The organism is Mycobacterium sp. 1245801.1, assembly GCF_001673055.1.
In the GTDB taxonomy this organism is placed as follows: domain Bacteria; phylum Actinomycetota; class Actinomycetes; order Mycobacteriales; family Mycobacteriaceae; genus Mycobacterium; species Mycobacterium europaeum_A.
Genome location: NZ_LZKY01000170.1, coordinates 20,454 through 35,070, shown reverse-complemented (window position 1 = coordinate 35,070; position 14,617 = coordinate 20,454). Strand labels below are relative to the sequence as shown.

The following is a 14,617-nucleotide window of genomic DNA, read 5'->3' as shown; positions in this document are numbered from 1 at the left end:
CGAAGCCCCCGCTGAAGGAGCCATGAGCCCGAACACACCGCAGCCGCCGGCCGGAGTCCTCGACGGGTTCGTGCCCTTCCCCGCCGATCGGAGCGCCGCCTATCGGGCGGCCGGCTACTGGGCGGGGCGGCCCCTGGACACGATCCTGACCGACGCGGCCCAGCAATGGCCCGACCGAGTCGCCGTCATCGACGCCATGAGCGACACCGGCCTCAGTTATGCGGACCTGGACGACCAGGCTAACCGCGCGGCCGATGGACTGTGCGGCGCGGGTATCGCGCCGGGCGATCGGGTGTTGCTGCAATTGCCGAACGGCTGGCAGTTCGCGGTGGCGCTGTTCGGGCTGCTGCGGGCCGGGGCGATACCGGTGATGTGCCTGCCCGGTCACCGGGCCACCGAACTGGGACATTTCGCCGCGGTCAGCGAGGCCACCGGGTTGCTGATCGCCGACACCGCAGGCGGATTCGACTACCGGACCATGGCGCAGGGCCTCGTCGAGCGGCACGGCGCGCTCAGGCACGTCATCGTCGACGGCGACCCGGGACCGTTCACCTCGTGGACCCAACTGCGCGATGGGACGACCACCGGCGCGCGGCCACCGGCACCCGATCCGGGATCGCCTGCGCTGCTGTTGGTTTCGGGCGGCACCACCGGCACGCCCAAGCTCATCCCCCGCACCCATGACGACTATGTCTTCAACGCGAAGGCCAGCGCCGCACTCTGCGGGCTCACCCGCGACGACGTGTATTTGGCGGTGCTGTCCGCCGGGCACAACTTCCCGCTTGCCTGTCCGGGTCTGCTCGGTGCGATGACGGTCGGCGCCACCACCGTTTTCGGCACCGACCCCAGCCCCGAGGCGGCCTTTGCCGCCATCGAACGCCACTGTGTCACGGTGACCGCCCTGGTGCCGGCGTTGGCCAAGTTGTGGGCGCAAGCTTGCGACTGGGAACCCGTGACACCAAAGACGCTGCGGCTCTTGCAGGTTGGCGGCGCCAAGCTGGAAGCCGAGGATGCCCGCTTGGTGCGCAGCGCATTGACCCCGGGCCTGCAGCAGGTGTTCGGGATGGCCGAGGGGCTGCTGAACTACACCCGGCTCGACGATCCCCCGGAACTCACCGAACACACCCAGGGCCGGCCATTGTGTCCGGCCGACGAACTGCGCGTCGTCGATGCGGAGGGCAACCCGGTGCCGCCGGGCGAGGAGGGCGAACTACTGGTCCGCGGACCGTACACGTTCAACGGCTACTTTCGGGCCGAGCGCGACAACGAACGCAGCTTCGACGCGCAAGGGTTCTTCCGCAGCGGTGACGTGGTGCGGCTGCGCAACGACGGCTATCTGGTGGTGACCGGTCGGGTCAAGGACGTGATTTGCCGTGGCGGAGAGACCATTTCGGCGGCGGACCTGGAGGAGCAGCTGCACAGCCATCCGACGATCTTCTCGGCCGCCGCCGTCGCGCTGCCTGACCCTTACCTGGGCGAGAAGATCTGTGCGGCCGTGGTTTTCGACGGCCCTGAACTGTCGCTGGCGGAATTGAACGGCTACCTCGACGAGCGCGGTGTGGCCGCGCACGCCCGCCCCGACGTCTTGGTGGCGATGACGTCCCTGCCCACCACCCCGATCGGCAAGATCGACAAGAAGGCGATCGCCGGCCAGGTTTCGTCGCGACAGGCGCCCGCCCCTCGGTGACGCGGGCCCAGCCCCCGTGGCCCGCGGTCAGCCCATCGCCGCGTAGAGGTCAGCCAACAGCCCCGCGGTCGTGGTGAAGTCCATGCACCGATCGGTCACGGACTGGCCGTAGACCAACTCCCCGCCGAGCGATTGGGCGCCGGCGACCAGGAAGCTTTCCAGCATCAGTCCGGCGATACCGCGCTCGCCCCCAGCGATGCGTGCGGTCACCTCGGCGGTGACCTCGGCTTGGCGCACATGGTCTTTGGCCGAGTTGGCGTGTGAGCAGTCGATCATGACCTGCCCGGAAAGCCCGGCCGTGCCAAGCCGTTCGATGGCGCTGGCCACCGCGGCGGCGTCGTAGTTTGGTCCGGTGGTGCCACCCCGAAGGATGACGTGGCAGTCGGGATTGCCCATGGTCTCGACGACGGCCGCACGACCGAAGTCGTCGGTACCGAAGAAATTGTGCTGCGCCGCAGCGGCTTTGACCCCGTCGATGGCGACCTGAACGTTGCCATCGGTGCCGTTCTTGAACCCGACGGGCATCGACAGGCCCGACGCCAACTGGCGGTGCACCTGCGACTCGGTGGTGCGGGCGCCGATCGCGCCCCACGCGACGGCGTCGGCGATGTACTGAGGACTGGTGGGCTCTAAAAATTCGCACCCCACCGGCAGGCCGACGTCGATGATGTCGAGTAACAACCCGCGCGCGACGCGGATGCCCCGCTCGACGTCGAAGCTGCCATCCATGTTGGGGTCGTTGATCAGTCCCTTCCACCCGACGGTGGTCCGCGGCTTTTCGAAGTAGACGCGCATCACGATCTTCAGCCGATCCGCGTAGTCGGCGGCCATCGGCGCGAGCCGGCGTGCGTAATCGAGCGCGGCGACGGGGTCGTGCACCGAGCACGGGCCGACCACCAGCAACAGCCGATCGTCACCACCGGCCAGGATCGCCGAGATCTCGTCACGATCGCGCTGGACGGCCTGGGCGCGCCGGGCGGTCAACGGCAGTTCGGTGCGAATCACCGCCGGTGCCGACAGTTCCCGGAACGAGACGATCCGGTGGTCGGACGTGTCGATGGTCGCCGTCTCGTAATTGATGATGGACATGGGGGGTGTGTGCCTTTCTGTGCTGGCTCCCAGGGCACGCCCGCTGGTTCCCGATGCCCTGAAAAACGAAAAGCAGCGACCGTGTGGTCACTGCTGGGCTCCGGGTATCAGTCGTGCGCGTGCGTCAATCGGCCGCCGCATCGCCGGCTCCACCCGGAGCCACGATAAAGCGCCAATACGCGCGCACGCCGATAGTCACGTCGGCGAAGATACCACGTCGGGTCGGTGCGGCTGAAAACGCGTCGCGCCGCGCACGTGGTCACCGACAGCCACGAGTCCCGTCGGGGATCAAAACCGCGCTGGCCCAATCGAATCAGCGCAGATTCAGCGCGGCGATCTGGTCGAGGAATGCGCGCGCGGGGGCGGACGCACTCGCGGAGACCGCGACGCCGAGGCGCCGCACGGTCTGGGGCAGCAGCGGACGCACCGCGACGCCGGGCAGTTCTGGCAGGCCGGCGCTGGGCAGGATGCTCACTCCCAGGCCGGCGCGCACGATCTCGAGCGTCGCCGCGATCTCGCGTGCTTCGAAGGCCAGGTCGAATTCGACCCCGGCGCGGCGCGCGATCGGCATGAACACATCCGCACATCCGCCCGTACCACGAACGAAGGGTTCCTTGGCCAAGTCGGCGTAGGTGACGACGTCCTTGGCTGCCAGCCGGTGCTCGGCCGGCACCACCGCAACCATGTCCTGTTCGCCGAGGACGGCGACGTCAAGGCCCTTGCTGGGCAGGCTGACCACACCGGCTTCGGCGGCCCCCTGGTCGAGCCAATCCCGAATCTCTTGCTCACTACCCTCGAGCAGCCGGATGGTGACGGCCGGATGCCGCTGGGCGAACGCCCGGAGTTGGGGCGCGACGAGCGTTGCGGTGGCCGACGGCAGGCTCGCGAGGCTCAGCGTCCCGGTGATGTCGCCCGCCAGGCCGGCGACCTCGGTGCGCATCAACGTGAGGTGGCGCACCGCCTCTCGCGCGTGTGTCAGCGCGATGGCACCCGCTTCGGTCAGGGACAGCCCGTCTCGGCGGCGAACGAACAGCGCCAGGCCCAGCTCCTTTTCCAGCGTGGCGACGGTGCGGCTGACGGCCGGCTGGGATGACCCCAGCCGGCGGCTGGCCGCCGTGAAACCGCCCTGATCGACCACCGCAATGAACGTTCTGAGCTGCGCCAACGTCGTCATCGATCCTCCATAAGGGCAACGTCATCGCCCATAACAACAACGTTATGCAACATTTGCGTTCCAGAACGTTTCAGTAATCATACGAAGCCGTTGAAGGAGGACACCATGACCGCAAGGCGCGTACTGATCACCGGGGCATCGAAGGGGATCGGCCGGGCAGTCGCCGACCGGGTGAAGAGGTCCGGCGACATACCCGTCGGCCTGGCTCGCACCGCGCCCGACGACTTCCCGGGCGAGTTCTACGAGGCGGACCTCACCGATCGGGTCGAGACCGACGCCGCGCTCGGGCGCGTGCTGGCGAACGGGCGCATCGACGCGGTGGTCAACAACGTGGCCGTCGCCCGGTTCGGCCGCATCGGTTCGATCAATCTGGACGATCTGGCCGTCACGTACGACCTGAACGTGCGCGCCGCCGTGCAGGTGGTCCAGGCGGTGCTGCCCGGCATGCTGGTCAACGAGTGGGGGCGCATCGTCAACGTCACCAGCTTGACCACACTGGGCACCTCGGAGCGCACGCCCTACGCGGCGACGAAGGCGGCACTGGAAGCGTGCACCCGGATCTGGGCCGGCGAGCTCGCGCAGTCCGGCATCACGGTCAACGCCGTGGCGCCCGGGCCCATCGAAACCGAGATGTACCGCGCGCTCAGCCCGGCCGGCTCCGAGCGCGAAGCGCGTATGCTGCAGACGATTCCGCTGCGCCGCCTCGGGACACCCCGCGAGATCGCCCATGCGATCTGCGCACTGTTGGACGACGACGCCGGCTACATCACCGGTCAAATCATCCGAGCCGACGGGGGCGGCAGCATCGCGGCGTAACGACACCTATCGGCGAGCGGTGCGGCAGACTAGCCAGAACCGTTGGCGCGCAACGCGTCGATGAGTCGGTCCAGCACCGCGCCGGCTTCCGCGCGGGCCCGACGATGATCGTCGGCGCGGGCGATGTAGAGCGTCGCCTCGCGCAGTGCTCCCATGATCGTCAGGGCGGTCACCTCGACGGGCTGGCGGGGAATACTGCCGGATTCGATGGCGTCGGTGAGCAGTCCAGTCACGAACCCGATGTTGTAGCGACGGCCGATGTCGCTCCAGCGTTCCCATCCCAACACCGCCAGCGCCTCGAGCAGGACGATGCGCTGGATCTCGGGTTCGGCGCACGCATCCAACCAAAGTCCCGAACAGAGTCGCATGATCTCGACGGGATCGGAGTGTCCGGCGGCGGCGACCGCGTCGACCATCCGGGCGGCCATCTCCCCCTCGACGCGCTCGAACACCGCCGCGAATAACTCTGTCTTGTCGGCGAAATGGTGATAGAGGGCGCCGCGTGTCACCCCAGCGTTGCGGACGATCGTTTCCAGGGACGCGTCGGCGAATCCCACTGACGCAAACAACGGCCGGGCGGCACCGATCAACGCATCGCGTGTCTCAGCCGCGCGTTCGGCCTGCGTGCGGCGACCGCCCTGCGCCATCGACCCTTACCTTTCACGCCTCCGTAGGCATTCTCATACATACCGTATGAAGGTCCGGGATCGCGCGACCGACCGGTGTGGCGTCGTGTTCGGACCCGGCTCAGAACACCCTGAGCCGGCGAACGACATCAAGCGACGACGGGTCACCCTCCGCCTGCACACCCAACTCCCCCCAGGTGCCGCGCTGGGTCACCCAGCGCACGAAGGCCTGCGAGTCGGACGTGACACGCGCCCCGACCTCGGCGCGCGGGCCGATGTGCAGGGTGCGGGCGCACAGCCCGTCGAGGCGAACCTCCACGCCGGTGTGTAAGTCGTTGAGCAGCGGCACATTCTGCTGCGGCAGTGCCGCTTCGATCCAATCGAGGGTGGGGGCAAGCCGCAGCTCGTCGACGGGCGGCGGGTCCCCCGGCAGCGGCCCGTCGGGGGCAAAGAGGTCGCAGCGAGTGTGGATGAGTGATTCGAAGACGAAGGTTGTCGGCACCACCGAGGCCGGGTAGGTTCCAACGTCGCCGATGGGGATGTCGATGTCCTGACCCTCTATCGCAGCGAGCACCTCGAGCCCTCGGCCGCTGACCGATTCATAGTCGGCCACCACCTGTTCGGGGGTCATAGAGCGTCGCGATTCCACATAGAGGTCGGCCGCGCGTTCGGCCGGCAAATCGCCGGGACTGGGCAGCCTCGACGGATCGACAGCCAGCCAGAAGCTGCACGCCATGTGCGACACGAGGTCTTGCACCGACCAGCCCGAGCAACCACTGTCCTTCACCCACAACGGATCCGGCATTTGCGAGCAGAGCTCCAGAACAATTCTGCGTTCTTCCGCTATGGCGTCGAGCGTGGTGCTCATGAGACCCACCTTTCAGATACATACTGTATGTATTAACATACACACTGCATGTATGAAGTCAAGGCGATGTCGATATTGAGGCCGTACCGGGTCAGCCGGTGCCGAGGAGGCGTTGCTTCTGCGTCGAAAGTCATTGCGCTTGGCCAAAACCGGTGCAGGTAGGGGCAGTGAAATACTCACACCGCCATCCGGTGCCCATGACCACCAGCCGTCACGGGTCGACTGTCGTGGGGTACTCGGGTTGCCAACGCACCTGCGCGATGCGTTCGGCGAGCTCTGCTTCGCTGCGCGTCGGGGCGACACCGTCCGCGACCGCCTGCACGGCGACGGCGTGCGCGATGCGCACGGCGACATCCGGCACGTCCGACCACGCCGGTAGCAGCGGCTGGTCGGGGTCGGCGAGGGCGGGCGAGGCCTCGCCCAAGGTCTGCGCCGCGACGCGCATCATCTCGTCGGTGACCCGGGTCGCCTGAGCCGCCGTCACCCCGAGCCCCATCGCGGGAAAGATGTAGACGTTATTACACTGCGCGACAGCATGTTCCACGCCGTTGCGGTGTAGCGGCGCGAACGGCGAGCCGGTGGCGATCAGCGCCCGCCCGTCGGTCCACTGATCCAGCTCGGCGGGGCGCGCCTCGGCGCGGCTGGTGGGATTGGAAAGCGGGAAGATGATCGGCCGGTCGGTCTTACCGGCGAGCTCACGCACGATGCTCTCGGTGAAGGCACCCGCGGCGGTCGACAGGCCGAGCAGCACGCCCACCTCGACGTGGTGGACGACGTCGGCCAGCTGAGCGGGACTTGACAGACCCCATTGCGCGACGCGGGCGGCAGGCTGGGCGAATCCGCGCTGCGCATCGGACAGGTCGGTGCGGTCATCGGTGAGCAGGCCGACGACGTCGACAACCCAGATACGCTGCGAGGCAGCCTGTTCGGACAGCCCTTCGTTCATCATCTGCCGTCGAATCATGTCGAGCACTCCGATACCGGCCGAGCCGGCGCCGAGCATCACAATCTGTTGCTGCGAGAGCGGGCGGCCGGCGACCTTGGCGGCGCCGTGCAGCGCTCCGAGCGTGACGGCGGCCGTTCCCTGGATGTCGTCGTTGAAGGTGAGCAGCTTGTCGCGATAACGGGCCAGGATCGGCAGCGCATGCGTGGTGGCGAAGTCCTCCCACTGCAGCAACACATTCGGCAACTGCTTGCGCACCGCGGCGACGAACTTGTCGATGAACGCGTAGTAATCCTCGTCGTCGATGCGCCGGTGCCGCCAGCCCAGATATTGGGGATCGTCGAGGAGCTCGCTGTTGTCGGTACCCACGTCGAGCACGATAGGAAGCGTGCGCGCGGGATCGATGCCACCGATCAGGGTGTAGAGGGACAGTTTCCCGATCGGGATCCCCATGCCCCCGATCCCCTGATCGCCCAGGCCGAGGATGCGCTGCCCGTCGGTCACCACGATCACATCGACCTCACGTTGCGGCCGGTTGTTCAGTACCTCGTCCAGGCAATCACCCTCGGTGTAGGACACGAACAATCCCCGAGGCCGCCGGTAGATCTCACTGAAACGCTGGCAGGCCTCACCCACGGTGGGTGTATAGACGACGGGCAGCGCCTCGGGAATGTGGTCGCGCAATACGCGGTAGAACAACGTCTCGTTGCGGTCCTGCAATGCCCGCAAATAAATGTGTTTGTCGAGATCGTCGCGCCGAGTGGAGAATTCGTGCCAACAATGCGCGGCTTGCTGCTCCAGCGTCTTCACCGTCGTCGGCAACAGACCCAAGAGACCCAGCCGCCGGCGCTCGGCTTCGGTGAAGGCGGTGCCCTTGGTGGTCAGCGCATCGAACAGTCTGGCCGGACCGCGGAGCTCATCGGGCATCGTCTAGGTCCCTTCTTTGCGACTCTCGCGAAACGGGAAACGGCGGTGTCCAGATCATCATCGATCATCGAGGGCGCTTTGTCTGCTGAGCCCTCGCGGCTTCGGCCCCGCGTGGCTCGCCTTTCGATGGGTGCTCAAGGATTGAACCCGCGCGTCACGCAGTTTGCTGCGGGCGCCACGGTTCTCACGATGTTTGATCCACAAGTTGTCGTCGGCAGCGACGTAGGGCTCAGTGCCGCCGCGCTTTTGGTGGATCGCTTGATTGTTTGCCCGCATCAGCGGCGCAAGAAATCTTTCACTGACAGTATTCCAATACGGCCGTGCATCACGATATGGTAACCCAGGCGCCGTTTCGGCAGGTCCGCAAGCATCACGTGGGGCCTAGTCAAGATTGCGCCGGCTCTGTGGGTGGGAATCGACAGGTTGGGTCATCACGTCGAGATAAATGCTTGTTCGAGTCGTAGTTCCGTGTTAACGACGCACGAATTAAATGACCCCGCGTGTCGACTACCTCACACGAGCACACGACCGGTTGGCAGAACTTCCTGTGCGATTGCGGGCCCGAAAGGGGAACTTTATGATTGCGCCGCGGAAGGGTCGGCGAGTCATTTGTCTGCGCCGCTTGACGATATGCGCATCACCGGCTGACAACACCCTGGTCCGCACCGAACGTGCGCATTGTTCGACGCAGCGTGGCGCGAGGCACTTGCTGGGCCCGCGGAACCGGACCGCTTCGGCAACCGACTTACTCAGCAAATCACCTGCGTTGCCGCTAAGGTCATCCGGACCGGCGTCGCCAGCTGACGGACGAAAGGTAGCGCATGTTCTTGGGCACAGTTGAGGACTGGACAGCCGAGGGCACCGTCGTCTCCTGGTACCCCACTGCGGCTACCCATCGGCGCGCGGCCGAAGCTCAATACCATCCCGCCCCGGTGAGTTATCAGCAGGCGCAGCATCTTCGCTATTACCGCCGGCAGGTCAGTCGCGGCCGCGACATCCCGCGGTTGTGCATCGGGGCCTGGGAAATCAGCGGCCTCTGCGACATCGATGCGATGACCCAAGCCGTGAATAGTCACCTCCGGCGACACGACACCTACCACGACCGGTTTGACTTCGGCGACAACGATGAGATTCTTCGCTATGTCATTCCCGACCCGGAGCTCATCACCTTGGCTCCAACGGATCTCGGGAAGATGGCGCCGAACCAGATCCGCAAACTGCTTCTCGATACGCCCGATCCGCTGCAATGGGACTGCTTTACCTTCGGCATCATTCAGGCCCAAGACCGGTTCACCATCTATATCGCCGTCGACCACCTGCGCGCCGACGGCATGTCGGCGGGGGTGATCTTCCTCGACATCCAGACCATGTACTACGCCGCGTTGCAGAGGGCGGAAAACCCGCTGCCGCCGGCCCCGAGCCATCGCGAATACAGCGCGAACCAGCATGCGTACACCCGGGGCCTGAACGAGGAGTCGCCCGAGATCCAGTCGTGGCGGGCGTTTCTCGCGGCGAACAATGGGGCGCTCCCGAAATTCCCGCTGGAACTGGGTGAGTCGAATGCGGACACACCGGGGGCCATCGACGTGTTCGACCTGATCGATGACGACCAGGGCCGCCGGTTCGAAGCGGTGTGCCGCGCGGCGGGCGCGCGTTTCAGCGGTGGCGTGTTCGCCTGCGCCGCGCTGACCGAACACCGGTTGACGAGCGCCACAACGTATTTCGGACTCACTCCATTCGACAACAGGCGGGAGCCCGCGTACGCCACCGCGGTCGGTTGGCTGGCCAGTTTCGTCCCGTTGGCGATTCCGACCGCCGGTGCGTCGTTCGCTGAGGTGGTCAGCGCCGCCCAGGCGTCTTTCGACGGCAACACGGCCCTGGGCGCGGTGCCGTACTACCACCTGCTTGAGTCGACGGACCCGTCGTCGAACCCCATCGAGGTTCCCGACCGCCCGGTCCCGATGCTGTCCTACATCGACATCCGCAAGTTGCCGTTCGGCGGCTACTTCGACGGCCTGCGCGCCGGCGTCTGGGGCGACAACCGGCTGTCGGAGACGGTGTGCATGTGGGTCAATCGCATGCACGACAAAACGCAGCTGGTGGTCGCCTACCCGGGCACCGACGTCGCCCGGAAATCCGTCCTGCGCTACGTCGAGACGATGCGCGCCGAATTCACCCGGGTGTGCGAGGCCGGACCGCATATCGATGCGTGATGCCCGTCCCGTCCTGTCGCCGCGGGAGGTCTCGGTATGAGTGCCCTCGTGGCACTCACTTTGCGCACGATGTCGGGATCGCGCCGCGATGCCGACCTACTCTTCGCGGCGCTGGCTCCGGTGGGCTGCTTCTTGGGGTTCACCCTCGTGCTGGGCGGCATCATCCGCACCGGCCCGATGACCTATCCGCAATACGTGCTTCCGGTGGTCATCGTGCAGGCGATGCTGTTCGGGGCGATGACCACAGCCGACCGCGCCGCGCGAGACCGGTTGTCCGGCTTCGGGTCCCGGCTTCGCACCCTGCCGGTCCCAGCGGCGGTGCCGCTGAGCGCACGGATGCTGTATTGCTTGATACGCGCGATCATCGCGCTGGTCGCTTCCGTTGCGGTCGGGTGGTCGTTCGGTTTCCGGATGCAGGGCGGCCCGGGCATCGCGGTTCTGTTCGTGGTCATCGTCGTGGCGTTCGCGATGGCGGTGTGTCTCGGCGCTGACGCTTTGGGCTCGCGCGTCGGCTCCGTCGAGTCGTCGAGCCAATTACTGCTGCTCCCCCAACTGGTCCTGGTGTTGTTGTCCACCGGCATCGCTCCGGCGGAATCTTTTCCGGCCTGGATCGGACCGTTCATTCGCTACCAACCGGTGTCGCAGGTCACCGAGACGCTGCGCGCTCTGTCCGCCGGTCACCTTCCGGGCCGGGAGCTCGCGGTGACGCTGGCGTGGTGCCTCGGATTGCTGGCGCTGTTCGGTGGACTCGCGGTGCGCATGCAGGGACGCGTCGGCGCGGGGAGTTCGGGTGCCGGCCGGCTCGTGCGCAAGCCCCGCCCGAACGCCTTACCGACGGGCGATGCGTGCGCCGAACAGGCCGCGATTGCCGTCAATACCGCTGCAGGGCAGAGGATTTCACGCCTGACACCGCTGACGGCCTTCGTCAGCCAAAGCGCGTCGGAGGCGGGACGGCTACTGCGCCGCTGGCGGCGCGATCCGATCGTCGCGGTGCAGGCGCTGTTGTTTCCGACCTTTCTGCTCATCATCTACAAGCTGCTGGTCGGCAAATCCGTGTTGGCCATCACCGGACACGACAGCCTGTACGGGCTGGTACCCATGTGCGCGGTGGTCGGCGCCGTGTTCGGCACCCTCGGCGCCGGTTTGGCTCTGCCGTCGGAGCGGGAGTCCGGTGTGCTGACCAGGCTGTGGGTGCAGCCAGTGCATCGAGCCAGCACCGTGGCGGGGCGACTGGTCGCCGAGGCCGCCCGAACCACCACGTCCGCCGTCGTGCTCACCGTCTTCGGGATCGCGCTGGGTCTGCGATTCAGCTATGGCTGGATGGCGATGCTGGCCTTCGTGCTGGTGCCCGTGGCGATTTCGGCGGGCATGGCGACGTTGGTCATCGCGATCGCGGCGCGCGCGGACGGCAAGGCGATGGTGACGTGGCTGGGTGCGGGGTGCGTCGTGCTGTTGTTCCTCAATACCGGTGTGGCGCCGGCCGAGGTGTTTCCGGGCTGGCTGCAACCCGTGGTGCGTTTTTCGCCGATATCGCCGACGATCGAGGCGATGCGCGCGCTCGCGGAGGGCGGACCGGTGCTGTCGCCGCTGTGGCAGGCGGGCCTGTGGGGTGGCGTCCTGGTCGCCGTGTTCGCGCCGGCGGCGGTGCGCGGGTATCGCGCCGCGGCCGAGGCGGGGTGCTAGTGACCAGGCTGGCGCTGTTGGACCAGGCCGCTTTCCTTCGGCTGCGCGCCACCGGTCAAGGCAGCACGGTGCAATGCACGTGGGTCTACGACCGTGACGTGAACATCGACGAATTGCGGGCGTTCAAGGACAATCTGGGTGCCGGCCTGCTCGGCCGGCGCATCGAGCGCTCGCCGTTGCCCTTCGGGCGTCATCGCTGGGTGGTCGACGGCCGCTCGCCCGACATCGCGTGGGAGCCGCGGCAACCGCGGCACGAGATCGGCGCGTGGCTCGAACGGCGCGCCCAGGTGCGGGTGGACCCCGAACATGGCCCGACGTTTCACCTCGGCGTGCTGCCGCTGGTCGACGGTGGCGCAGCGGTCACCCTGGTGGCCTCGCACTGCGTTGTCGACGGGCTCGGCATGGTTACGGCCGTTGCCGAAGCGGTCAAGGGAGAACAACGCAATCTCGGTTACACTCGGCCGAATTCACGCGCGCGGTGGCGCGCGGTGGGCGAGGATCTTGTCGATGCCGTCATCGCGCTGCCGGCGGCGATCCGGGCGCTGATCGCGACGCTGCTGATATTGCTCAGGGTGTCGTCCAACCAGCAGCCCTCGCCGCGCACGCGGAACCCGGAGGCGCTCACGCCGACCGACGACCCGAACGCGGCGCCGTCGGTGACAATCCAAACCGACGCTGCGGCTTGGGAAGCGCGGGCGCGCAGCCTCAATGGAAGCAGCAACGCGCTCTTCGTTGCGTTCGTCGCTCGGCTGGCGCACCGGATGGGCAGAGTGCTGCCCGACGGGAACTCGGTGACGGTGGTGCTTCCGGTCAGCGACCGGACCGCCGACGACGACCGGGCCAACGCGCTGACCTCCATCACGGTGACGGTCGACGGCACGGCGGTGGCCGGCGACCTGACCGCGGTGCGCACCGACGTCAAGACAGCGCTGACGTCCTTGGAAGAACAGCCCAACGAAATGCTCGCCGGGTTGCCGCTCATCCCGTTCACGCCGCACTGGCTGGTCCGGCGCGCCGAAGGCATCGCGATGTCGTCTGGTCAGTTGCCGGTGGGATGTTCCAATCTGGGCGCCCTCGACGCCGCCGTCAGCCGCATCGACGGCGGGGACGCGTCCGAGCTTTCCATGCGGCTCGCCGAGCAGGGCATCACCCGGGCGCGTATCGAACAGGCACACGGCCAATTGTTCTGCGGCACAGGGACGGTCAACGGCAGCCGGTTTCTCACCGTCGTCGCCTATCAGAGCGGTTCCGGCGACACCTTCGCCGCCCGCGAGCTCGCGTGTGGTGCGCTGGCGGATCTACAGTTGTCCGCCACCACCGTGTACGAGGGCCGCAGCTGATGGTGGCCGTGGAAGTTGAGGCGAATCCGCTTACGCGAAACCACATCCTGTATGTGGGCGCCGCGATCGCGGCATGGTCGGCGGTCGTGTTGTGGTTCGCGATCAAGGTCGTTCCGCTCGACGTGTACTGGATGTCCTATTACGCCGCCGATTACCGGCACGGCTTCGTCCGTCGTGGCCTCGCCGGCGAATTGGTTCGCTCGGTCCCCGGACATTATTTCGCGGCCTCCCTCGGCCTGCGGTGGCTGTCCACGGGGATCTATCTGTGCGGACTGGCGGCGGTCGCGGGCGTGGTGGCGTTCAGTCGCCATCGCTCGCAGCGCCGGCTCCTGCTGGCGATGGCGATTCCGTTGCTGCCCTTCGGTGTACCGTTCGCGGCGTTTTCGGCACGGCCGGACTTGTTCGGTGGGGCGGCCCTGGCGCTGTTCAGCTCGGCCTTGGCCATCACGCGTACCAGGTCAATCGCGATGGGCTGCTGCGCAACCTACGGCGCCGCGATCGCGGTGCTGACCCTGGTGCACGAGGCGAATGGGCTGCAGTACGCGTTGGGAGCCGTGCTGGCGATCATCGTTCTCGGCGGCGCGCTGGAAACCACCCAGCGTCGGGGCGTGCTCCTGGCCGTGACACCGGGAGTGATCGCCGCGGCCGTCGTGGCGGGATTCGGCCGTCACGACATCGCCTCGCAACTGTGTGCGTCCGTACCGCATCGCGTGATGCCCAACCCCTTCGCCACGGTCACGTCGCCGCAAACGCTGATGCGCTTCGTCATCGACGGCCAGAGTCCCAGGACCGATTATCACGACTGGGTGTGCCGCAACGTGTTGCCGAACTACGACCACGGGATCGGGGACGCCATCCGCGCCGTCGGTCAGATCGGAATACTGGGCCTGACAATCTCTTTGCTATTCGGCGCCGCCGCGCTGGCGGTGACGCTGTGGGGAGTCAGCGGTGTTTCGGGCGTACCGCTGCGCGCGTTCGTCGCTGCCCTGCAAGGGCGAATGAACTGGGTGATCGCGGGCCTGGTGCTGGTCATTCCGGTATTCCTCACCGGTTACGACTGGACTCGCTGGCTGACGATCGTAGGGTTCGATGTCGCGATCGTGTTCGTTCTCTTCGCGGCCCGCCGACCGGAAATCGAGCAGGCGATGACCCCGAGAACGTTGCGACTGTTCATTCTGCTCTCGATCGCGTTCGCGTTGATCCCGGTGGGCACCGTCCCGGGTTTCGGCGGGCCCCGGATGATGTGACGCC

General features: G+C 66.8%; 11 protein-coding genes. 6 read left to right on the top strand and 5 right to left on the bottom strand.

Translation table 11 applies throughout. From position 1 onward, the window contains the following. Positions 1 to 22: 22 nt before the first annotated feature. On the top strand, positions 23 to 1,687 hold the full coding sequence (locus A5622_RS10805) for a (2,3-dihydroxybenzoyl)adenylate synthase (RefSeq protein WP_066878433.1): 1,665 nt from the start codon (positions 23 to 25) through the stop codon (positions 1,685 to 1,687). 27 nt (positions 1,688 to 1,714) lie between these two features. Here A5622_RS10805 and A5622_RS10800 read toward each other — a convergent pair whose 3' ends face one another. Together A5622_RS10800 and A5622_RS10795 are read right to left on the bottom strand one after the other, a co-directional pair. After that, positions 1,715 to 2,776, bottom strand: coding sequence for a 3-deoxy-7-phosphoheptulonate synthase (locus A5622_RS10800; RefSeq protein ID WP_066878431.1), 1,062 nt, complete (start codon positions 2,774 to 2,776; stop codon positions 1,715 to 1,717). Between the two features lie 313 nt (positions 2,777 to 3,089). Next, positions 3,090 to 3,950, bottom strand: a complete 861-nt coding sequence (locus A5622_RS10795) for a LysR family transcriptional regulator (RefSeq protein ID WP_066878429.1) — start codon at positions 3,948 to 3,950, stop codon at positions 3,090 to 3,092. Between the two features lie 105 nt (positions 3,951 to 4,055). On the opposite strand from A5622_RS10795, the gene A5622_RS10790 reads away from it, so the two are divergent. Further along, positions 4,056 to 4,766: an SDR family oxidoreductase gene (locus tag A5622_RS10790; protein ID WP_066878427.1), complete on the top strand. Its 711-nt coding sequence runs from the start codon at positions 4,056 to 4,058 to the stop codon at positions 4,764 to 4,766. Positions 4,767 to 4,795: 29 nt separating this feature from the next. Here A5622_RS10790 and A5622_RS10785 read toward each other — a convergent pair whose 3' ends face one another. From A5622_RS10785 to A5622_RS10775, 3 genes are all read right to left on the bottom strand, one after another. After that, complete coding sequence (locus tag A5622_RS10785) at positions 4,796 to 5,413, bottom strand: TetR/AcrR family transcriptional regulator (RefSeq protein ID WP_066878425.1); 618 nt, start codon at positions 5,411 to 5,413, stop codon at positions 4,796 to 4,798. Between the two features lie 100 nt (positions 5,414 to 5,513). Continuing rightward, positions 5,514 to 6,260: a maleylpyruvate isomerase family mycothiol-dependent enzyme gene (locus tag A5622_RS10780; protein ID WP_082994566.1), complete on the bottom strand. Its 747-nt coding sequence runs from the start codon at positions 6,258 to 6,260 to the stop codon at positions 5,514 to 5,516. Positions 6,261 to 6,471: 211 nt separating this feature from the next. Continuing rightward, positions 6,472 to 8,130, bottom strand: a complete 1,659-nt coding sequence (locus A5622_RS10775; RefSeq protein ID WP_066878422.1) for an NAD-dependent malic enzyme — start codon at positions 8,128 to 8,130, stop codon at positions 6,472 to 6,474. Positions 8,131 to 8,951: 821 nt separating this feature from the next. On the opposite strand from A5622_RS10775, the gene A5622_RS10770 reads away from it, so the two are divergent. From A5622_RS10770 to A5622_RS10755, 4 genes are read left to right on the top strand one after another with little or no spacing between them, the layout of a single operon-like run. Then, the gene (locus A5622_RS10770) at positions 8,952 to 10,343 is read left to right on the top strand and encodes a condensation domain-containing protein (RefSeq protein ID WP_066878420.1); all 1,392 of its coding nucleotides are present in this window, start codon (positions 8,952 to 8,954) and stop codon (positions 10,341 to 10,343) included. 36 nt (positions 10,344 to 10,379) lie between these two features. Further along, the gene (locus A5622_RS10765) at positions 10,380 to 12,026 is read left to right on the top strand and encodes an ABC transporter permease (protein WP_066878418.1); all 1,647 of its coding nucleotides are present in this window, start codon (positions 10,380 to 10,382) and stop codon (positions 12,024 to 12,026) included. Next, a complete protein-coding gene (locus tag A5622_RS10760) occupies positions 12,026 to 13,366 on the top strand; it encodes a hypothetical protein (RefSeq protein ID WP_066878416.1) in 1,341 nt (446 codons plus the stop codon). The genes A5622_RS10765 and A5622_RS10760 overlap by 1 nt, the downstream gene beginning before the upstream one ends. Then, positions 13,366 to 14,613 carry a hypothetical protein gene (locus A5622_RS10755; protein ID WP_066878414.1) on the top strand — a complete coding sequence of 416 codons (1,248 nt, stop codon included), beginning with the start codon at positions 13,366 to 13,368 and terminating at the stop codon, positions 14,611 to 14,613. Before A5622_RS10760 ends, A5622_RS10755 begins: the two co-directional genes overlap by 1 nt. Positions 14,614 to 14,617: the final 4 nt, after the last annotated feature.